This is a genomic window from Arthrobacter sp. NamB2 (assembly GCF_005281365.1).
In the GTDB taxonomy this organism is placed as follows: domain Bacteria; phylum Actinomycetota; class Actinomycetes; order Actinomycetales; family Micrococcaceae; genus Arthrobacter_D.
Window position 1 is genome coordinate 592,206 of record NZ_SZWI01000001.1, and the last position, 20,400, is coordinate 612,605.

18 protein-coding genes and 1 tRNA gene are annotated in these 20,400 nt (G+C 69.8%); 12 read left to right on the top strand and 7 right to left on the bottom strand.

What is annotated here, in order from left to right:
- Window positions 1–23 precede the first annotated feature (23 nt).
- From FDK12_RS02700 to bcp, 5 genes are all read right to left on the bottom strand, one after another.
- Window positions 24–1,508, bottom strand: coding sequence for a malate:quinone oxidoreductase (locus FDK12_RS02700; RefSeq protein WP_137368079.1), 1,485 nt, complete (start codon window positions 1,506–1,508; stop codon window positions 24–26).
- A gap of 118 nt (window positions 1,509–1,626) precedes the next feature.
- Window positions 1,627–3,204 (bottom strand): ABC transporter substrate-binding protein, encoded by a 1,578-nt coding sequence (locus FDK12_RS02705; RefSeq protein ID WP_223263041.1) that lies wholly within the window; start codon window positions 3,202–3,204, stop codon window positions 1,627–1,629.
- A gap of 361 nt (window positions 3,205–3,565) precedes the next feature.
- Window positions 3,566–4,291: a fasciclin domain-containing protein gene (locus tag FDK12_RS02710; RefSeq protein ID WP_137368080.1), complete on the bottom strand. Its 726-nt coding sequence runs from the start codon at window positions 4,289–4,291 to the stop codon at window positions 3,566–3,568.
- Between the two features lie 298 nt (window positions 4,292–4,589).
- Window positions 4,590–4,671: transfer RNA gene (locus tag FDK12_RS02715), tRNA-Leu, on the bottom strand.
- 69 nt (window positions 4,672–4,740) lie between these two features.
- Window positions 4,741–5,214 carry a thioredoxin-dependent thiol peroxidase gene (gene bcp, locus FDK12_RS02720; protein WP_137368081.1) on the bottom strand — a complete coding sequence of 158 codons (474 nt, stop codon included), beginning with the start codon at window positions 5,212–5,214 and terminating at the stop codon, window positions 4,741–4,743.
- A 179-nt stretch (window positions 5,215–5,393) separates the two neighbouring features.
- Between bcp and FDK12_RS02725 the strand changes: the two genes are divergently transcribed.
- Together FDK12_RS02725 and FDK12_RS02730 are read left to right on the top strand one after the other, a co-directional pair.
- Complete coding sequence (locus tag FDK12_RS02725; protein ID WP_137368082.1) at window positions 5,394–5,903, top strand: MarR family winged helix-turn-helix transcriptional regulator; 510 nt, start codon at window positions 5,394–5,396, stop codon at window positions 5,901–5,903.
- A gap of 219 nt (window positions 5,904–6,122) precedes the next feature.
- The gene (locus tag FDK12_RS02730) at window positions 6,123–6,983 is read left to right on the top strand and encodes a sigma-70 family RNA polymerase sigma factor (protein ID WP_137368083.1); all 861 of its coding nucleotides are present in this window, start codon (window positions 6,123–6,125) and stop codon (window positions 6,981–6,983) included.
- 100 nt (window positions 6,984–7,083) lie between these two features.
- Here the strand turns inward: FDK12_RS02730 and FDK12_RS02735 are convergent, their stop codons facing one another.
- On the bottom strand, window positions 7,084–8,124 hold the full coding sequence (locus FDK12_RS02735) for a glycosyltransferase family 9 protein (RefSeq protein ID WP_137368084.1): 1,041 nt from the start codon (window positions 8,122–8,124) through the stop codon (window positions 7,084–7,086).
- 226 nt (window positions 8,125–8,350) lie between these two features.
- On the opposite strand from FDK12_RS02735, the gene FDK12_RS02740 reads away from it, so the two are divergent.
- The 7 genes from FDK12_RS02740 to FDK12_RS02770 all read left to right on the top strand — a co-directional run bounded on the left by FDK12_RS02740 (window position 8,351) and on the right by FDK12_RS02770 (window position 15,116).
- Window positions 8,351–8,899: a D-glycero-alpha-D-manno-heptose-1,7-bisphosphate 7-phosphatase gene (locus FDK12_RS02740; RefSeq protein ID WP_137368085.1), complete on the top strand. Its 549-nt coding sequence runs from the start codon at window positions 8,351–8,353 to the stop codon at window positions 8,897–8,899.
- Window positions 8,896–9,999 carry a glycosyltransferase family 9 protein gene (locus tag FDK12_RS02745; RefSeq protein WP_104118011.1) on the top strand — a complete coding sequence of 368 codons (1,104 nt, stop codon included), beginning with the start codon at window positions 8,896–8,898 and terminating at the stop codon, window positions 9,997–9,999. The genes FDK12_RS02740 and FDK12_RS02745 overlap by 4 nt, the downstream gene beginning before the upstream one ends.
- Window positions 9,996–10,997, top strand: coding sequence for a glycosyltransferase (locus FDK12_RS02750; RefSeq protein WP_137368086.1), 1,002 nt, complete (start codon window positions 9,996–9,998; stop codon window positions 10,995–10,997). Before FDK12_RS02745 ends, FDK12_RS02750 begins: the two co-directional genes overlap by 4 nt.
- Complete coding sequence (locus FDK12_RS02755; protein WP_137368087.1) at window positions 10,994–12,286, top strand: glycosyltransferase; 1,293 nt, start codon at window positions 10,994–10,996, stop codon at window positions 12,284–12,286. The genes FDK12_RS02750 and FDK12_RS02755 overlap by 4 nt, the downstream gene beginning before the upstream one ends.
- Window positions 12,283–12,966, top strand: a complete 684-nt coding sequence (locus tag FDK12_RS02760) for an SIS domain-containing protein (RefSeq protein ID WP_137368088.1) — start codon at window positions 12,283–12,285, stop codon at window positions 12,964–12,966. The genes FDK12_RS02755 and FDK12_RS02760 overlap by 4 nt, the downstream gene beginning before the upstream one ends.
- Complete coding sequence (locus FDK12_RS02765) at window positions 12,963–14,330, top strand: PfkB family carbohydrate kinase (RefSeq protein WP_137368089.1); 1,368 nt, start codon at window positions 12,963–12,965, stop codon at window positions 14,328–14,330. Before FDK12_RS02760 ends, FDK12_RS02765 begins: the two co-directional genes overlap by 4 nt.
- A gap of 63 nt (window positions 14,331–14,393) precedes the next feature.
- Complete coding sequence (locus tag FDK12_RS02770; protein WP_137368090.1) at window positions 14,394–15,116, top strand: SDR family oxidoreductase; 723 nt, start codon at window positions 14,394–14,396, stop codon at window positions 15,114–15,116.
- On the opposite strand, the gene FDK12_RS02775 is transcribed toward FDK12_RS02770, so the two are convergent.
- Window positions 15,082–16,233: a glycosyltransferase family 9 protein gene (locus FDK12_RS02775; protein WP_137368286.1), complete on the bottom strand. Its 1,152-nt coding sequence runs from the start codon at window positions 16,231–16,233 to the stop codon at window positions 15,082–15,084. The two genes, FDK12_RS02770 and FDK12_RS02775, sit on opposite strands and share 35 nt — an antisense overlap.
- A 264-nt stretch (window positions 16,234–16,497) precedes the next feature.
- On the opposite strand from FDK12_RS02775, the gene FDK12_RS02780 reads away from it, so the two are divergent.
- From FDK12_RS02780 to FDK12_RS02790, 3 genes are read left to right on the top strand one after another with little or no spacing between them, the layout of a single operon-like run.
- Window positions 16,498–17,907, top strand: coding sequence for an aldehyde dehydrogenase family protein (locus FDK12_RS02780; protein WP_137368091.1), 1,410 nt, complete (start codon window positions 16,498–16,500; stop codon window positions 17,905–17,907).
- Window positions 17,907–19,499: a PfkB family carbohydrate kinase gene (locus FDK12_RS02785; protein WP_137368092.1), complete on the top strand. Its 1,593-nt coding sequence runs from the start codon at window positions 17,907–17,909 to the stop codon at window positions 19,497–19,499. Before FDK12_RS02780 ends, FDK12_RS02785 begins: the two co-directional genes overlap by 1 nt.
- Complete coding sequence (locus FDK12_RS02790) at window positions 19,496–20,359, top strand: glycosyltransferase family 2 protein (RefSeq protein WP_137368093.1); 864 nt, start codon at window positions 19,496–19,498, stop codon at window positions 20,357–20,359. The genes FDK12_RS02785 and FDK12_RS02790 overlap by 4 nt, the downstream gene beginning before the upstream one ends.
- Window positions 20,360–20,400 lie beyond the last annotated feature (41 nt).

The window sequence follows — 20,400 nt, forward strand, 5'->3', positions numbered from 1 at the left end:
CGGCCCGCCGGCTCCGCCGATAGTTACTTGAGCTTGAGGACCCGGTCGGTCAGGGACTGCACCTCTGCGGCCAGCGACGGGTTCTCGTTGAGTTTGACCCCGTACCCTGGCAGCATCTCCTTCAGCTTCGGCTCCCAGTCCGAGATCTTGCCCGGGAAGCAGCGCTTCAGCAGTTCCACCATGATCGGTGCGGCCGTCGAGGCGCCGGGAGACGCGCCGAGAAGAGCCCCGACCGAACCGTCCGCCGAGGTGATGACCTCGGTGCCGAACTGCAGTACGCCGCCCTTCTTGGGGGCCTTCTTGATGACCTGTACACGCTGCCCGGCAGAGATCAGTTCCCAGCTGCCGCCCTCGGCGGTCGGGAGGAACTCGTTGAGCGACTCGTTCTTGGCGTCGCGGTTCTTGAGGACTTCGGTGATGAGGTACTTCGTGAGGGACATGTTGTCCTTGGCCACCGCGAGCATCGGTACCAGGTTCGACGTCCGGATGGACGTCGGGAGATCGAGGTAGGAGCCCCGTTTCAGGAACTTGGTGGAGAACCCCGCGTACGGTCCGAACAGCAGCGAGCGCTCGCCCTTGACGAAGCGCGTGTCCAGGTGCGGGACGGACATCGGGGGAGCGCCGACCGAGGCCTGGCCGTACACCTTCGCATTGTGCTGCTTGACGAGCTCCGGGTCCGTGCAGCGGAGGAACTGTCCGGATACCGGGAAGCCGGCGAACCCGCGGCCTTCCGGAATTCCGCTGCGCTGGAGGAGGTGCAGGGCGCCGCCGCCCGCACCGATGAAGACGAACTTCGTGGTGACGGTACTCGTCTCGCCGGTCGCCTTGTTCCTCACCTTGACGTCCCAGCGCCCGTCGGAGGCCCGAGCGACGTCGAGTACGTCGAAGCCGTAGTTGACCTCGACGCCGGTCCCCTGCAGGTAGCTGGTGAGCTGCCGCGTCAGTGCGCCGAAATCGACGTCGGTCCCGCCCTCCACGCGCGAGGCCGCGACGGGCTGGGAGGGGTTGCGGCCCTTCATGACCAGGGGAGTCCACTCGGCGATGGTGTCATGGTCCTCGCTGTGCTGCATTGTGCTGAAGAGCGGCTGGGCGCTCAGCGCCTCATAGCGCTTGCGCAGGTACTCAGCGTTCGCCTGGCCCCACACGAAGCTCATGTGGGGTACGGGGTTGATGAACGTGCGCGGGTCGCCGACGAGCCCTTCGGACACCATGTGGGACCAGAACTGTCGGGAAACCTGGAACTGCTCGTTGATCGCGACCGCCTTGGCCGGATCGACGGAGCCGTCCTTGCCTGCAGGCGAGTAGTTGAGTTCGCACAGTGCGGAGTGCCCGGTCCCCGCGTTGTTCCAGGGGTCGGAGCTCTCGAGGCCGGCGGCGTCGAGCCGTTCGAAGAGTGAGATGTCCCAGTCGGGCTGGAGCTGCCGCAGGAAAGCGCCGAGCGTGGCACTCATGATCCCGCCGCCGATGAGGATGACGTCGGTTGTCTTGGCGGGTGTGCCCTGGCTCATAGTGCTCAACATTGTCTCCAGTCGCGAGGTCCTAGCAGGGAAAGCCTAGCGTCTGGTAGTGACCTTACTTAAATCCACCGGGGGCTCCGGATCGCCCGAACAGGCGGGAGCCTGTCGCTCAGCCGGACGGGGTGGGGCGGGGCTCCACATCAGCGAGGTCGATGCGGTTGAATACCTCGTTCATCACGGGACTGACGGGGTATGTGCTGACGCGGGCGCTCATGGCGAGTGCCGAGATGGGGAAGGCCAGCGGCACCGCCGGAATCCGGGCCGCGATCTGCGCGCTGATGTCCGCGTAGGCGTCGGAGCGGTCCTCACCATCCGGCAGCCCTCGCGCTCGATTGATCTTGCTGATCAACTGCGGATCGTCGTAGCCGAACTCGTCGCTGTAACTGCCGAAGAGCGCACCGACGAAGTTGTCCGGGTCGTCGTAGCTCCCGCTCCAGCCGAGGAGGTGGAAGGCCCTGTCGCCGGACCGCTGGACCGTGGCGGCATAACCGTCGCTCCACTCCACGGGCACGGGCTTGATGGTGAAGCCGGCCTCGGTCAGTTGCCTGCTCAGCTCGGCGTACGCCTTCTCGGGCGAGGGCAGGTAGGCCCGTGAGACGTTGCGCGGGTAGTAGAAGGGGAGCGGGCGTCCGTCGTAGCCGGATCGCTTCAGCAGATCCTTGGCGAGATCCAGGTCGTAGCCGTAGTCCTCGACTCTCTCGCTGCTGACCCCGAGCTTCTCCGGGATGAACTGGCGGGCGGGTTTGGTCCCGTTCAGGAAGCGGCCGTCGATGAGCGCCTCCTTGTCGATGGCGTGCGCGACCGCTTCGCGGAAGAGCGCGTTGTCGACACCCGGGAAGTCCTCGTTCAGACCGAGATACAGCACCGAGTAGGGGTCGCGCTGCAGGAACTGGAGCCCGTTGCGCGCGAGGTCGACCGCGCTGTCGACCGAGACGAAGTCGTAGCCGTCGATCCTGCCTGCCGTGAGCGCCCGTGCGCGGGAGTCGGGATTGGGGATGGTCGTGAAGACGACGCGGTCGATCTCCCCCCGTTCGCCCCAGTACCCGTCGAAGAACGACAGCTCCACCGTGCCCGGCTGCCAGGACGCTAGTTGGAACGGGCCGGTACCGACCGGCCCCTGGCCGTACCGTGAGATCTCCGCTCCCTCGCGGCTCTCGCTGAGCTCGTCCGCTGCGCCGGCTTCGAGGGCAGCGGGCGAGGAGATGGCGAAGGCCGGCGCGGCGAGCGCGGAGATGAGTCCGGTGATCCTGCTCGTGAGCTTCAGGTCGACGGAGTACTTCGCTGTCGCCGTGCACCCGCTGTAGAGGCTGACGTCAGGCTGGTCCGAGAAGGCCTTGAACACGTCCTTGAACGGCAGGCTCGCTGTTCCGGAACGGGCACCGGCGGGCAGCGTGTACCAGCGGTCGAAATTGGCACAGACGGCCTCGGCGTCGAACGGCTCGCCGTCCTGGAAGACGACGTCCTCCCTGAGCGTGAACTCGTACGTGCGGCCGTCGTCCTTTTCCTCCCAGGATTCGGCCAGCAGCGCCGTCGGCTCCGATGTCAGCGGATCGACTCCGACGAGACCCTGCAGGACCTGCTGCGTCACGCGGTAGGACTCGGTGTCGTTGGCCAGCGCCGGGTCGAGCGTCCGCGGATCCGCAGCGGTACCGAAAGTGAAAGTGGAGGCCTCGGGCGTCGCCGTCACCTCCGCCGCGGCCGATGCGGTCGGGGACGGTTGCGGTGCGGGGACGTCCCGTGCGGTGCAAGAGGCGAGGAGTGCTGCCGAAGCCAGCGCCGCGACGATTCTGATGCCCCTGTGGACGGACCGACCCGGGCGGTTTCGGCACGCGGCGGGGATGTTCACGAGCAGGATCTCCGAAAGGCAGGCGGGCCCCGGTCCGGGGGACCGGGAGTCTGGAAGACCCAAGTCTAGGTGATGGTCCTGTTGCTGCGGTCCAGGCGCGGCAGCAGGACCTACAGGAACGGACCCCTCCACCGAGGGGTGAAGGGGTCCGTTCTAGGTCCCTGGAGCAGGTTAGAGGCATGAACCAGGGGGCTGATGTTCCTTAGCCGGCGGGGGGCGTGAGGACGGTGTCGATCAGGTACACGACGGCGTTGGCCGTCTGGACGCCACCGCAGATGACACTGGCGCCGTTGACCATGAGCTCGTCGCCGGAGCCGGTGACCTCGAGGTCGGCACCCTGGACTGTCGTCTGCATGGTGCCCTCGAGCTCGGAAGGCTGAATCTTGCCGGGCACGACGTGGTAGGTCAGGATGCCGCTGAGGCCCGCGGTGTCCGTCTTCAGACCTTCGACGGTCTCGGCCGGCAGAGCGGCGAAGGCTTCGTCGACCGGTGCGAAGACGGTGAACTCGCCGCCGTTGAGCGTGTCGACCAGGTCGACCTCAGGGTTGATCCCGCCGGAGACCGCGGCGGTCAGCTGGGTCAGGATGGGATTGTTCGACGCTGCAGTTGCCACGGGATCGAGCGCCATGCCGGCTACCGAGCCGGCGCCGTCGGGGACCGTCTCGGCGTATCCGGCGCAGCCGGGTCCGACGAGGTTCGCCGCGGGGTCCGCCATGGCGTCGGCCGATGCGGATGCCGATGCGGACGGGCTCATGCTCTCGGACGCCTCCGGCGATGCGGACTCGCTGGCCATGCTGGTCTCGCTGGCCATGCTGCTGGGGGCGGCCTCCGACGACGCTTCGTCGCCGCCGCCACAGGCTGCGAGACCGAACATCGAGACTGCTGCGATTCCGAGGATCGAAAGGTTCCTGCGCTTGGTGATTTCCATGAGATTTCCTCCATAGATGTGACCCGGCGGGTGCCTGTGGTCGGTGACTGTTTGGTGAAACACATCGTGTCGATGTCTCACAGTTACTTCGGGCACCCGGCGCGCGTGGATGGGTTGGATCTGCGAAGAAATCTCGGCCCGTTGAAAGGCTGCTGCTTCGTGACCTCCCCGTGACCTGCATCGATGTGCGGGTCGATGAGCGGAAGGCCGCCGTCGGGCATGAAAAAGCCCCACCGGGAATGGAACCCGGCGGGGCTCGTAACAGCCGTCCGAGGACGGCTCCTGCAGGTACTCGTAGTGCGCAAGAGGGGACTTGAACCCCTACGTCCGAAGACACTGGAACCTAAATCCAGCGCGTCTGCCAATTCCGCCACTCGCGCTCGGGCGCCGCTCCGCAGAGCGCGTCCCTTTCCTTCACTCTAGCGCCAACGAGGCAGCGCTTCCGATCCCTACTGGTCGATGCCGAGGTCGCGGCGCAGCTTGGCGACGTGGCCGGTTGCCCGCACGTTGTACTGCGCGAGCGCGACCGTGCCCTCGGGATCGACGACGACCGTCGAACGGATGAGCCCCTCGTAGGTCTTCCCGTAGTTCTTCTTCTCTCCCCAGGCGCCGTAGGCCTCCGCGACGGCGTGGTCCTCGTCGGACAGCAACGGGAAGTTCAGGGACTCCTTCTCGATGAAGGCATCCAGCTTGCCGACCGGATCGGGTGAGATACCCAGGACCCGATACCCGGCGGCGCGTAGGGACGCCAGGTTGTCCCGGAAGTCGCACGCTTCGGTCGTACAGCCGGGCGTCGCAGCTGCCGGGTAGAAATACACGACGACGTTGCCGCCGCGAAGCGAGGACAGTGACACCTCGTTGCCTTCGGCGTCGTTGAGCGTAAAGTCGGGGGCACTATCACCGACGGCGAGTCGTTGCGACATGAATACTCCTGTTGTTCTCGCTGGTGTTGTTGGGGGGACGGCCGGAGGGCGACCCTTGACGCTGCGAGGCCTCATCGCGGGCTGAGCGATCGTGATTAGTAAGCCTAGCTATCATAGGTGGAAGACCCGATCCCAGACGCGGGCGCCGGTGTCCCAAGCGAGAGGAAGTGCACTGTTTCATGCCGGATCTGGAGCAATGGCCCACCGGTCGACTGCTGACGACGGCGGCGCGCCTCGTCGAGCACGCCTGGAATGAGCGCCTTGTCGACATCGGCGTGACTCACGCGGGCGTGATCGCCCTGGGTGTCCTCGCGGACCAGGGCGCCATGACGCAGGCGAGCCTCGCCCAGATCGTGAGGGTGCAGGCCCAGACGATGGGCAAGACCCTGGCGCGGCTCGAGTCCAGGGGCCACGTGACGCGCGTTCGGAACGACCTCGATCGCCGGTCGCACATGGTCTCCATCTCGCCGGCCGGTCGTCAGGCACTCGATGCGGCCGACGACATCGAGCGCACGCTGGTCGCCGGCGGCGGGTTGGTGTCCGACGAGCTCCGGAGCCATCTGCAGGCGGTCGTCAGGGAATTGGGGGCGCCTCGGTGGAGCGTGTCCTCGCCGGGTGGAGCGCGGCAGGACGACGCCGCACTCGATGGTCCGGGCGCATCCGGGCCGGCAGCGACCGTCCTCAGCTGATCTGGCCGCCCGGAACGATGCATCGAGCCCCCTGCCGTTTCCGGCAGGGGGCTTTTGCCTGCTCGGGGACCTCATGTGATCGACAGCTCCTACAACGGGTGTCACGAAATGGGTAGTCCTCGGCGCACATTCCTCGAAAGGGAAGAAGTGCTTGCGTACTCGGCAGGCTGCTGTTTTGTTGGGAAGCGTTAGTGCCCAACGCCAGACGGAGAACACAGCATGCCGAGTACCGCCGCACCCCTCGTGAACCACGGGGCCCCCGCACGACGCACCGTGGAGGCGATGGACGTCGTCGATCACCGGGCTGCGGGTGGCGGCAGCGGCAGTGACTCCGAGGGAGACAACTACTCGGAACGCCCCCTCAAGGCAGCACTGCAGGACGACATCGCCCTGCGCCACATGGACATCGCCGAGTCGGTGGCCCGCTCCTTCGCCGTGTCCGGTCCGGAGGCATCCGACATCAGGCAGGTGGCGTATCTCGGCCTGATCAAGGCGGTGCAGCGATTCAATCCTGCGCGAGGGGTACCCTTCGCCTCCTTCGCCGTCCCCACCATCAACGGGGAGATCAAGCGCTACCTGCGGGACTCGTGCTGGGTGGTGAGGCCGCCCAGGGATGTGCAGGACCTCCGCACCGAGATCGCCCGTACGGCGCCCGCGATGGCCCAGCGGCTCGGTCGTGAAGCGACGGCCCGCGAGCTCGGGATCGAGCTCGGGTGGCCGGAGGAGAAGATTCTCGAGGCCCAGGCATCGCACTCGAGCCTCCGTCCGGACTCGCTGGATGCCCCCTTCGAGGGCCGGAGCTGGGCCGATACCCTCGCAACCGACTCCAACGGCATGGAGCGCAGTGACGACATGATCTCCCTGCGCGGCGCCGTCAACGAGCTCGACGCCGGCGAGAAGGAACTGCTGTACCGCCGCTACTTCATGGAGCAGACCCAGCAGAGCATCGGCGATGAACTGGGGATGTCACAGATGCAGGTGTCGCGGGCACTGGCGCGGATCCTGGTCAAGCTGCAGAAGCGGCTCCTGGGTGCTCCCGCCGAGCAGGACGAGCGGGAGGCCCCTTCCAGGATCGCCTGAGGGCGCCGTCGGTGCTTGCCGCCGATGTGGCCCGGTCATCAGCGCGCGGCCGGTGGTGGAGCCGCTGGTCAGCAGCTCCACCACGGCGGGTATTGCGTCGTCAGGAGATGCCGTGATCGGCTGCTGCTGCCAGCACCTGATCCACGGTCACCGCCAGCAGAGCCGGGTCGGGTGTGGGCGAGAACGTCTCGCCGACACGCACCGACTCGTCGGTCAGCACGGTGTGGGGGCCCGGCGGGGGACCCCATGACGACACCGGTGCCGGACCGAACAGGATGACCGACGGTCTCGCATAGGCGGACGCGAGGTGGGCGGCACCCGTGTCGGCGGAGATCACGAGGGACGCCCCTGCGATGAGTCGTGCGAAGCGGTCGAGCGGGAGGTTCCCAGCCGCGACGGTCTCCTCGGGCAGCCCGGCGGCGTCGGCGACCGCGAGGGCGCGGGGGCGCTCCTTCGCACTTCCCGTGAACACCACCTGGTGCCCGGCTGCGGCAAGGGAACGCGCAACCGCCGCGAACCGCTCCACGGGCCACAGACGGCTGCCATAGGCGGCTCCGACATGGACGACGACGGCGTCCGGAGCGGGGCTGTCGCCGTCGGGCACGCGGAGGCGGCAGTCCAGTGGATCCGCCGGGACGCCGTGCCAGCTGACGAGCGAGGCCCAGCGCTGCCGCTCGAGCGCGTCGTTGTCCCACTCTGGCCCCTCCCAGCCCGGCGCCCTGTGGCCCATGAGGCGGCTGGCGCCGATCTCCTCGAGCCGTCCCCGGCTCTCCGCGCCGTTGCCGTGGAGGTTCACGGCCAGGTCGATCCGCCCGTGCTCGATGGGCAGGGGGTCGTCGAGCCCGTGCGTGGGCAGCAGGTCGTCCACGGCGTCGGTGAGGGCGACGACGGGTCGCAGCCACTCCTGCGCGGCGTAGAGGATCCGGTGGTCCGGGAACGCGCGACGCAATCCCCGGAGGGCCGGCACGGCGACGAGGAGATCGCCGAGTTTCAAGGCGCGAAGGGCCAGGATCTCGGGACGCCCGTCCGGCGGGGGTGTCGTGCTGGGGATGGCGCGGGTGGTCGCGTCGGCCGATCTGTGCTCGTGGTGTCCCTGCAACGCCTGATGAGCGCTGTCGGCGCTGGTGCCCTCGGAAGTCATGCAAATCATCCTGCCAGAGGATCGGCGGGCGCCCGTCGCAGCGCGAGCCCTGGGTCGGTACGGGTCGGTGCGGGTCGGCACGGGCCGACCCGAGGCCCGCAGGGGGCCCTGCACGAGGGTGGAATCGCGGCCGAGGGACGGCGCGGAGGAGGAGCAGGAGGAGGAGCAGAAGAAGAAGTTCTGCACAAAGTGTTTAGTACTGCTCCTTCTCGGGAACTAAGCCTGTATGCACACTTCGGCCGGACTGACGCAGACAGCTCCCCGGGCGGTCCTGTTCGACCGCGACGGGACCATCGTCATCGACGTTCCGTACAACGGCGACCCGTCGCTCGTACAGCCCATGCCAGGAGCCCGCGAGGTCCTCGACGGCCTGCGGTCACGGGGTATCCCGGTCGGCGTGGTCACCAACCAGTCCGGCATCGCCCGCGGTTTCGTCACGCGGGAGCAGGTCGACGCCGTCAATGCCCGCGTGGAAGAACTGCTCGGCCCCTTCGATGTCTGGGAGGTCTGCCCGCACGGGAACGACGACGGGTGCGCATGCCGCAAGCCGGGTCCCGGGATGGTCCTCTCGGCCAGCGCCCGCCTCGGCCTCGCTCCATCGGACGTCGCCGTGATCGGCGACATCGGAGCGGACATGGGCGCCGCTGCCGCCGCCGGTGCCCGCGCGGTGCTCGTGCCCACGGACATCACGCTCGAGGAGGAGATCCGGTCAGCCCCGGTCGTCGCCGGGAATCTCGCCGAAGCCGTCGACTCCCTCTGGGCCGGGACGCCATGAGGCGGCGCGTGCTGGTGGTCCGGCTCGACAGCGCCGGCGACGTCCTGCTCGCAGGCCCCGCCGTCCGTGCGATCGCGGCCGGCGACCACGGCGACTCGCCGAACGACGTCGTCATGCTGTGCGGCCCGCAGGGTGCCGCTGCAGCGAGGCTGTTGCCCGGCGTCGTCGACGTCCTCACCTGGGCCGCGCCCTGGATCGTGGATCCGCCACCGGAGGTCACACCGGAACTCCTGGGCGAACTGCACGACGCCGTCGAGGCCGCAGGTGTCCACGAAGCGGTGATCCTGACCTCGTTCCACCAGTCGCCCCTGCCCCTGGCGCTCCTGCTGCGGCTCGCGGGCGTGCGGCGTATCGCGGGTGCATCGGTCGACTACGCGGGGTCGCTCCTCGACGTGCGGCTCAAGCCGGGGGAGGACTTCCCCGAGGACCAGCCGGAAGCGGAACGCGCCCTCGGCATTGCGGAGGCTGCCGGCTACGCCCTGCCGCCCGGGGACGACGGCCGGCTCCAGGTCACCAACCTCACGGACGCCTCCGATCTCGTCGGCCGCGGACCCTACGTCGTCGTCCACCCGGGGGCTTCCGTGCCCGCGCGCGCGTGGCCGCCACTGCACCACGCGGCCGCCGTCGAACTGCTGACCGCGGCGGGCTTCCGCGTGGTCGTCACCGGTGGACCGAACGAGACAGACCTCACCTCCACCGTCGCAGGTCCGGAGGCCGTCGACCTGGGCGGCCGGACGGATCTGGCGGCGCTGGGCTCCATCCTCGCCGGAGCGACCGTCGTCATCACGGGGAACACCGGTCCCGCGCACCTGGCGGCAGCGGTGGGCACACCTGTCGTCTGCTTGTTCTCGCCCGTGGTGCCCGCGATCCGCTGGGCGCCGTACCGTGTCCCCGTCGAACTGCTCGGCGACCAGCAGGCGGCGTGCGCGCTCAGCCGCGCCCGCATCTGCCCGGTGCAGGGACACCCGTGCCTGTCCAATGTCTCCCCGGAGGATGTGGTGGATGCCGCCCTGCGGCTCAGCTCCGGAGTATCGTCACTCGGCTCGCGCCGCACCATCGGCCGTACAGAGGGCCGCCGAACAACGAGGGGAAACCGATGAGGATCCTGTTATGGCACGTCCACGGAGGGTGGACGGACGCCTTCGTGAGGGGGGAGCACACCTACGTGCTGCCCACGACGCCCGAGGGTGGCGCCTGGGGCCTGGGCAGGGCCGGCCGGGACTGGCCCGCCTCCGCCATCGAAGTCGCTCCGCACGACCTCGCGGATGCCGACATCGACGTCGTCGTCCTGCAGCGGTTCGAGGAGATCGCCGAGTGCGAGCGCCTCCTCGGTAGGACTCCTGGCCAGGACCTGTCCGCGGTGTTCCTCGAGCACAACACGCCCCGTCGGGACATCGTCGGCACCGTCCACCCGCTGGCCGACCAGTCGGGGATCCCCGTCATCCACGTCACCCACTTCAATGAACTCTTCTGGGACAACGGGAACGCGCGGACAAGGGTCATCGAGCACGGCATCGTCGATCCCGGCTACCTGTATACGGGCGAACTGGAGCAGCTCGCCGCCGTCATCAACGAGCCCGTCCGGCGCGGGCGCATCACCGGCACCGATCTGCTCCCACGATTCGCGGGCGTCGCGCCGCTCGAGGTCTTCGGCATGGGGACGCACAGGCTCGCCGACGCGCTCGACCTCGGGCCGGGGGAGCTCCGCATCGGCGGCGACCTGCCCATGGCCGAGCTGCATGCCCGGCTCGGACGGTCGCGTGCCTATGTCCACCCGCTGCGCTGGACATCGCTCGGGCTCTCGCTCCTGGAAGCCATGCATGTCGGACTCCCCGTCCTGGCGCTCGCGACGACCGAAGCGGCCCGTGCGGTGCCACCGGAGGCCGGAGCCATCTCGACCAGCATCGATGACCTCGTCCGCATGGCGGCACGCCTCATCGACAACCCGGACGAAGCCAGAGCACGGGGGCTGGCTGCACGGGAAGCGGCACTCGCACGGTACGGTCTCGCACGGTTCCTCGCCGACTGGGACGACGTCCTGGAGCAGGAACCGACGCGGCACCGCGTCCTGGCGGCTACAGAAAGGAAAGCGCAGTGAGGATATCCATGGTGTCTGAGCATGCAAGCCCCCTTGCGGCGTTGGGAGGCGTCGATGCCGGCGGGCAGAACGTCCACGTGGCCGAGCTGTCCCTCGCACTCGCGCGCCGCGGTCATGAGGTGACGGTATATACGCGGCGCGACGATCCTGCCGTTCCCGACCGGGTTCGGACCGAGCCGCGGCTCGAGGTCGTCCACATCACCGCCGGCCCCGTGAGGAGCGTTCCGAAGGACATGCTGCTGCCGTACATGGGTGAACTCGCAGACGGCATCGTGGCGGACTGGGGCCAGGAGCCGCCGGACATCGTGCACGGGCACTTCTGGATGTCCGGGCTGGCCGCGCTCGACGCCGCAGGGCAGTCGCGGGCAGCAGGCCGCCCGGTGCAGGTCGTCCAGACCTTCCACGCCCTCGGGACGGTGAAGCGCCGGCACCAGGGGGCGGAGGACACGAGCCCGTCCGAGCGGCTCATGCTCGAGACCATGGTGGGCCGGAGCGCCGACCGGATCGTGGCGACGTGCTCCGACGAGGTCTTCGAGTTGAAGGCGATGGGTGTTCCCGGCAGCCGTGTCTCGATCGCGCCGTGCGGCGTCGACCTCGAACTGTTCACGCCACGGGGTCCCGTGGAGGAGCGAGGCCGCGCACATCGCATCGTCAGTGTCGGCAGGCTCGTCCCCCGCAAGGGCATGGACCTCGTCATCCGTTCCCTCCGTGACCTCGCTGAGCTGGGGCGGGACGACGTCGAACTCGTCATCGTCGGGGGCGCGGGCAATTCGACGAGCCTCGAGGACGACCCGGAAGCGCAGCGGCTCCGCGCGCTCGCCGTCGAGCTCGGCGTAGCCGACCGGGTCGTCCTTCGAGGTCAGGTCTCCCGCGCCGAGATGCCGGCGGTCCTGAGAAGTGCAGACGCAGTCGTCTGCGCCCCGTGGTACGAACCGTTCGGGATCGTGCCGCTGGAGGCGATGGCGTGCGGCGTCCCGGTCATCGCGGCGGCCGTCGGCGGACTGGTGGACACGGTCGTGGACGGCAAGACCGGTCTCCATGTCCCGCCCCAGGATCCGGCCGCCATCGCGGCAGCCATCGCGGACATCGTGGGGGACCCCGAATGGGCGCGCGAACTCGGTGACAACGGCTACCGGCGCGTACGCGCCCGCTACTCCTGGAGCCGCATTGCTGCGGACACGGAGAAGGCATACCAGACGGCCCTGGGTGCGGCAGCGCCCGCACAACCGGCCACCGCGCGGCGGAGCGCCGCGCGTCGACTCGAGAGCACGGGAGGCAGGGCACTGTGACCACGCATCTTTCGGACGTCTTCACCCAGACGCGCACCGACACCCCAGCACCGACGATCCCCTCCGGACAGCGCGCAACGGACGCAGTGCAGGAGGATTCGCGACGCCTCGTCCTGGACCACCTCCGCGCGGTCACCCCCGCGCTCGAGTCCCTGGTGCAGAACGCCGGCACCCTCGCCGGATGGGGTGTCGAGATGGCCAGTCGGCTCATGGCAGGGCAGCGGCTGCTCGCCGCAGGCAACGGTGGTTCGGCTGCCGAGGCGCAGCACCTCACCGCAGAGCTCGTGGGCCGCTTCGACGGCGAGCGCGAGCCCTTCTCCGCGATCTCGCTCCACGCCGAGAGCTCCGCGGTCACCGCGATCGCGAACGACTACGGATTCGACCACATGTTCGCCCGGCAGGTCAGCGCCCATGGACGGGACGGTGACATCCTGATCCTCCTGAGCACGAGCGGCAAGAGCCCCAACCTGCTCCACGCCGTCGACGCCGCCCGGGCGGCAGGCGTCACGACCTGGGCGCTCACAGGGCCCGGCCCCAACCCGCTGGCCGACCGCGTGGACGACTACGTGCCAATCGACGCGACGTCAGCCAACGCCCAGGAGGGCCACCTGATTGCACTCCACGCGATCTGCCGGGCGTTCGACGCCGAAGTACACCGCCGGCGGGAGGCACAGCGATGAGGATCGTGGTGGTGGGCGACGTCCTGCTCGATACCGATCTCTCGGGCGGCGCGGGGCGGCTCTCGCCCGACGCGCCGGTGCCCGTCGTCGACGTCGACGCCGTGCACCGCCGGGCGGGCGGAGCCGGTCTCGTGGCCCGCATGCTGCAGTCGGACGGGCACGACGCCGTCCTGGTCACCGTTCTCGGGGACGACGACGCGGCGGGACTGCTGCGCGCGGAACTCGACGGCGTGGCCGTGGTCGCCGGGCCTTCAGGCGCGCCGACGCCGGTCAAGACCAGGGTCCGCGCTTCGGGACAGCCCGTGGTGCGCTTCGACGAGGGCTGCGCGACACCGCCCGTGCCCGGCTGCACCGAGGAGATGCTCGCGGCACTCGAGGACGCCGACGCAATCGTCGCTGCGGACTACGGCAGGGGGTTGCTCGCGAACGACGAGCTCCGTGCGCGGCTCGAGACGCTTGCGGTGTCCGTCCCCGTGGTGTGGGACCCCCATCCGTCGGGCGCACGTCCCGTCCCGGGAGTCGCAGCAGTGACGCCGAACATCGGTGAGGCACTGCGTTTCGCCGACGTCGCAGGTTCGGGCACCCAGGCCGCAGCGGCCGCCGCCGACGTCCTGCTCGAGAAGTGGGGCAGCCGCGCCGTCCTGGTGACCATGGGCGAACACGGCGCGCTCGTGGGGGCGAGAGGGCTCCTGCCCCAGGTGGTGCCCGCCCCCCGCGTCACCGCGGCCGACCCCTGCGGGGCGGGCGACCGCTTCGCCTCCGCGCTCGCGGTCGGGCTCGCCCAGGGAGCTGCGATCGACGACGCGGCCCAGCAGGCGACGGAGGCCGCGGCGCATTTCCTCGGCTCCGGCGGCGTCGGAGCGATGGGCCGGGAGCGGCCTGCAGCTCCCGAACAGTTGCCGGTCGACGGCCTGGACGCTCTCACCGTGGCACGCCGGACGCGGGAGGCGGGCGGGACCGTGGTGGCCACCGGCGGGTGCTTTGACCTGCTGCACGCCGGCCACGCGCGGACCCTTGCCGCCGCCCGGCGGCTCGGCGACTGCCTCATCGTGTGTCTCAACTCCGACGAGTCGGTGCGTGGTCTGAAGGGCGAGACCCGGCCGATCATCAAGCAGGAGGACCGCGCCGAGCTGCTCTCGGCCCTCGAGTGCGTCGACGCAGTCCTCGTCTTCGGCGAGTCGACCCCGGAGGATGCCATCTCGCGCCTGCAGCCGGACATCTGGGTCAAGGGTGGCGACTACGCGGCCGAGGACCTTCCCGAGGCCGCGCTCGTCGCCAGCTGGGGTGGCAGGACCGTCACCGTCCCCTACATCCCAGCCCGCTCCACCACCAAACTTGCAGCCGCGCTCGCCCGAGTAGGCTGACGGGCTGCAGAGACGGGCCCGGACCGATCCAGCCGGCCGGGACCAAGCAACGAAAGGAACAGCATGACCGAGAACGCAGGAACCACAGCAGGTACAGGATTCAATCCGGGACGCGTCCTGGTGACGGGCGGGGGCTCCGGCCTCGGAGCAGCCATCGTCCAGGGCGTGATCGCCGCAGGTGGCACGCCGGTGGTGCTCGACCGCGACATCAGTCGCGTCACGGGCGTCAAGGCCTTCGAGGTCGACGTCGCCGACCGGGCGGCCGTGGAGGCGGCGGTTCGCGAGGCGGCAGAGATGATGGACGGCCTCGACGCCGTTGTCACCGCCGCCGGTATCGACCGGTGCGGACCGCTCGACACGGTGCCCGCGGACCAGTGGGAGAAGGTGATCGGTGTGAACCTCATGGGCACGGCGTCGACCGCCCGTGCCGCGCTGCCCTACCTGAAGAAGACCCACGGGCGCGTCGTGACGATCGCCTCGACGCTCGGCATCAAGGCGGTCGGCGACGCGACGGCCTACTGCGCCTCGAAGTTCGGCGTGATGGGCTTCTCGCAGGCCCTGGCAGCGGAGACCGCCGGCCAGATCGGTGTGACGACGATCATCCCCGGCGGGATGAAGACGCGCTTTTTCGACGATCGCGACGAGCAGTACAAGCCCCAGGACGACTCACGGCTTAACGATCCCGAGCGCGTCGCCGAGGCGATCCTGTTCGCGCTGTCGCAGCCCAAGAGCTGCGAGATCCGCGAGATGGTCATCGCCCACGCAGAAGAAGGCTCGTGGCCCTGAGTTCGGCCACGTCCGCGTAGACGGCGGCGGGCTGGACCGGCGCGACGAACGAGTCATCGTGCTCGCATCGTTCCGCCGTCCAGCCCACCTGGGTCACGTCCACACCGCACACGGGGCAGTGCGTCACCCAGGAGAAGTGCACGCGGTGGAGCGTGCGTCCCATCGCCCCGGCGTTGATCACGTTGCCGATCCAGTAAACGCCGACCGTCGGCGTGCCGACCGCCTGGGCGAGGTGGCGCGGCCCGCTGTCGTTGCCCACCATGACGGCGCTGCGGTCCAGCACGCCGGTCAGCTCCCCGAGCGACAGCTGACCGGCGAGCGAGCGCACGTTCGCCGTCGGATCCGCCTCGAGGGCCAGCCGGACGATGTCCTCCGCCGTCGGGACGTCCGTCTCGTCCCCGACCACCAGCACCTCGCACCCGTCCGCTGCCGCGCGCACCGCGACCTCCGCGAACGACGACGACGGCCATCTCCTGCGGGGGTCCGTGGCGCCGGGGTGAAGGGCGATCACGGCGCCCTCGCCGGTGAGTTGTGCGGCGCGGTCTGCTTCGCCCGGCAGCACGTGCACCCGTGGCTCCAGGTCCACGGGAACGGCGCCGGCGAGTCCCACCACCTCCAGCGCGCGGAACACCTCGTGCTGGTAGTAGACGTACGGGATCGTGCGCTCCAGCGCGACGGCGTCCGGCGTCCGCGTGCCCACGGTGTGGCGCGCGCCGAGGCGCAGGAGGAACGGGTTCGAGTTCCGCCCGCCGCCGTGTAGCTGGACGGCGAGATCGAAGGAGCCGCGGATCCCGGTGAAGAACCGCTCGACGGCTTCCGGGTCCTCGTCCCCGGGGCGTACGCCGGGGGAGAACGGGAGCTCCAGCACCGCCGACACCGGCCCTGGCCGCCCGGCGAGCAGCGCCGCATGCCCCGGCATACCGAGGAGGGTGATCTCCGCCTCCGGGTAGGCGTCCTTCAGGGCGGCGATGGCAGGCATCGCGAACATGAGGTCGCCGAGCCCTCCACCGCGCAGGACGGCGATGCTCCGCACGTCCTCGAACGGTTCGAGCACCGGTCCGACCGACCTCGCGGTGTCCTGCCGTCCGCCGAAATCCGCCGTCGTATCCTGCTGCATCACGTTCTTCCCCGTTCATCTGCTGGTGGCTTCGCCGGTACGGCTGCCCGTACGGACTGCAGTGCTCCTGCTGTCCATGCCTTTCTCGCTGCGGGTGGGCGGCCGCCTCTTCTCCTGGTGCCACACTATGCTAAGCGTGCTGATGGTTGCGCGAGCGGCGCAGAAATCGGACGGTGACGTGTGTGAACGGGCGCACGCTGGGTACGGGATCACTAGCCGCGCGGTGGGAACGAGCCGCGCCGGTACTCGACATCAAGGAGCGCAATGTCCATCAACTCCCAGGCAGACACTCTGCTTGATGTGCAGGCCGATCGATCGATCACGATCCATGACCCGCGGGACGGCAGTGAGGTCGGCACCCTGCCCTGCGTCGCTCGCGAGCAGGTGGCACTCGCCATCTCACTGGCACGGACCGTGCAGCCGGAATGGGCCGCGACGAGCCCGGCGGACCGCGGTGCTGCCCTGCGCCGAGCTGCCGCCGCGCTGCGGGAGGGCGCGCAGGAACTGGCGGAGCTGAACACGCGGGAGACCGGCAAGCTGCTCGAGGACTCGCTCGGCGGCATCGAGGCCGGGATCTCGACCCTCGAGCAGTATGCGGAACTGGGTCCGGTGCACCGTGGGCTGAGCCTTCGTGGCGCGGTCACTGCGACCGACTACACCGTCGCGGAGCCGCGCGGCGTAGCCGTGCTCCTGACGCCGTGGAACGATCCGGTGGCCGTCGCCGCCGGACTCATCGGTGCGGCCCTGGTCACCGGCAACGTCGTCATCCATAAGCCGAGCGAGCGCTGCCCGCACGTCGGCGAACTGCTGGGGCGCCTGCTCCAGCCCGCCTTCCCGGAGGGAGTCCTCACCACCCTGACCGGTGGCGCCGAGGTGGGCCAGATGCTGACCATGGAGACCGGCGTGGACGTCTTCGCCCACGTCGGCTCCAGCGCTACGGGAGCACGCATCGCGCGGACCGCCTCACTCACCGGCGCACACGTCATCCGGGAGAACGGCGGCAACGACCCGCTGATCGTCGACGCCGATGTCGATCCCGTCTGGGCGGCCTCACAGGCGGCACTGGGTGCCTTCGCCAACAGCGGCCAGATCTGCACCTCGGTCGAGCGGATCTACGTCCACCGGGGAATCGCCGAGCCGTTCCTGGCCGCGCTCGTCGACGAGGCACGGCGGCGGAACGCCGGCGGAATTCGCCAGCCCCTCGTCGACCGCCGCATGCGGGAGATCGTGGACGGGCAGGTCGGCGAGGCCATCCGGCTCGGCGCGGAATGCCTCGAGGGTGGTTCGGTGCCGGACGGGCCGGGCGCCCACTACCCGGCGACCGTCCTTGCCGGCTGCACCGAGGCGATGACCGTCATGACGGAGGAGACGTTCGGACCGGTCGCACCGGTGACCGTCGTGGAGAGCTTCGACGAGGGCCTCCGGCGTGCCGCGGGCGGCCCCTACGGCCTCGCCGCCTCCGTGCTGACGGGCAGCATCGCGCACGCCCAGCAGGCCATCGCCGGGCTGCCGGTGGGCACGGTCAAGGTGAACGCCGTCTTCGGCGGTGCGCCGGGCGGGTCCGCGCAGCCGCGGGGCATCAGCGGGGCGGGCTTCGGCTACGGACCGGAACTGCTGGACGAGTTCGCCCTCGTGAAGGTCGTGCACATCAGTGCGCCGCAGGAGGGCGCCTGATGGACGACGCGCGCCGGAACGACCAGGCGGACCGTCCGGAGCTCCTGCCGGACGAGCGGGTACCGGGCGTACACGACGCGGACGGCATCGCCGGCGACCTCTCGGAGGTACGCGGCCTCGCGGCGTGGGTCCCCCCGGCCATCGCCGACCGGTCGCCGCGTGTGACGGTCGTCGGCGACGCGATGCTGGACGGCTGGTGGAGCGGAACCATCGAACGGTTCTGCCGTGAGGCGCCCGCGCCCGTCGTGGACGTCACCCGGCGGGACTATGCCGCAGGAGGCGCGGCGAACACCGCCATGAACCTCGCCGCCCTGGGGGCGAGGGTCCGGATGTGCGGCCTGATCGGAACGGACGACGCCGGGCGCCGCCTGCGGGGCATCCTCCACGCCGCGGGCGTGGACACCACGGACCTCGTGCAGGACGAGCGGGTCGGCACCACCACGAAGTACCGCATCCTCGGTGGGGACCAGGTCATGCTCAGGCTCGACGACACGCACGACGGCCTTCCACCGTCTGCCATCACGTCGCTCGCCGCAAGGATCCCGGACGCGGTCGCGGGGGCTGATGCCGTCGTCGTGTGCGACTACGGCTCCGGAGCCCTGGGCGACGAGGTCCGCGAGGCACTCGGGCACGCCTCGAGGCTGGACCCGGGCATGCTCGTCGTCGTCGACGCGCACGACACTGCCGTGTGGTCCGCCCTGGCGCCGGACATCGTGACGCCGAATGCCCAGGAGGCCGCGCAGGTCCTCGGGACGCGCCTCGATCCGCGGTCCGACCGTGCTGCCACGGTGACCGGACTGAGCAGTCGGCTCCTCTCCGCGACGAATGCTTCCGCCGTCGTGGTGACGCTGGATCGTGACGGCACGGTACTCCTCGGCGAGGACGGCGAGGAACACCGCACGTGGGCCAAACCCGCCACCGAGAAGCAGGCTTCCGGCGCCGGTGACACCTTCGTCGCCAGCCTCACCGCCGCACGCGCTGCCGGTCTTCCCCTGACCACGAGCCTCGACCTCGCGCAGGCAGCGGCCGACGTCGTCGTGCACCGCCCGGGCACGTCGGTGTGCACCACGGGCGACCTGGCGGCGCACCTGCAGCAGTTCGCCGACACCGCGCTGGCGACCGCGGAGCTGCTGAGGAGGGTGAAGGAGGACCGAGCCGCCGGGAAGCGGATCGTGCTGACGAACGGGTGCTTCGACGTGCTGCACCGGGGCCACACGCGCTACCTCAACCAGGCGAAGCAGCTCGGCGACGTGCTCGTCGTCGCGCTCAACGACGACGACGGCGTCAGACGCCTCAAGGGCCCCGACCGCCCGATCAACCCGATCGCGGACCGCGCGGCGATCATCGCCTCGCTGAGCTGCGTCGACTACGTGACGGTCTTCGGGACGGACACGCTGGTTCCGCTGATCGAACTCCTGAGGCCCGACGTCTACGCGAAGGGCGGCGACTACACCGCCCAGATGCTGGAGGAGACGCCCGCCGTCGAAGCCTGCGGCGGCAGGGTCAGCATCCTCGACTACGTCCCGGAGCGTTCCACCGCGGCGGTGGTCCGCAGGATCCGTTCGACGCCGCTCGCCGGTGATGTGCCGTGACACCGCGCTGGTCGGGGGAGTGGGCCGTCGAAGCGCCCGCCGAGGAGCCCCTCGTGGATGTGCTGATCCCCTCCTTCGGGCGTCCCGCGGAACTCGCCGTCACACTGTCGGGGCTCGCCGCGCAGGAGGGCGTACCGTTCCGCGTGATCGTGAGCGACCAGACCGAAGGGGAAGTGGCATCCTTCACGGCGCCGGCCGTGAGCGCCATGGTGCGGGTGCTCGAAGCCCAGGGACGGCACATCCGCCTCGAGCGGCACCTGCCGCGTAGGGGGCTGGCCGAACACCGCGAGTACCTCCTGGGACTGGCAGGTGCTCCGTTCGTCCTCTTCCTCGACAACGACGTCTGGCTCGAGCCCGGGTCCCTCGACCGCATGTGCAAGGCATTGCGGGCTGCTGGCTGCGGCTTCGTGGGGTCCGCCGTGCAGGGTTTGTCCTACCTCGACGACCGTCGGCCCCATGAGCGGACCGAGTTGGCGCTGTGGCCCGGCAACAGGGTGCAGCCCGAGCGGATCCGCCCGGGAACCGCAGGGTTCGCCCGGTGGCCGCTCCACAACGCGGCGAACCTGGCGCACGCCGCCGCCGACCTCGCGGTACCGCCCGGTGAGTGGCTGCTGTACAGGGTCGCCTGGGTCGGGGGGTGCGTCCTGTTCGACAGGGAGTACCTCGTGGAGTGCGGTGGGTTCGACTTCTGGGACCAACTGCCTCCGGAGCATGCCGGAGAGGACGTCGCCGCGCAGTGGCGCGTCATGGAGCGCTACGGAGGCGCGGGCATCATCCCGTCGGGAGCCGTCCACCTCGAGGCGCCCACCACGGTGACGGACCGTGAGATAGACGCTGCCCACGTGATCCTGGGCCAGTGACGGTGCTCTCCAGCCGGGAGCACCACCGTGCAAGGTAACCG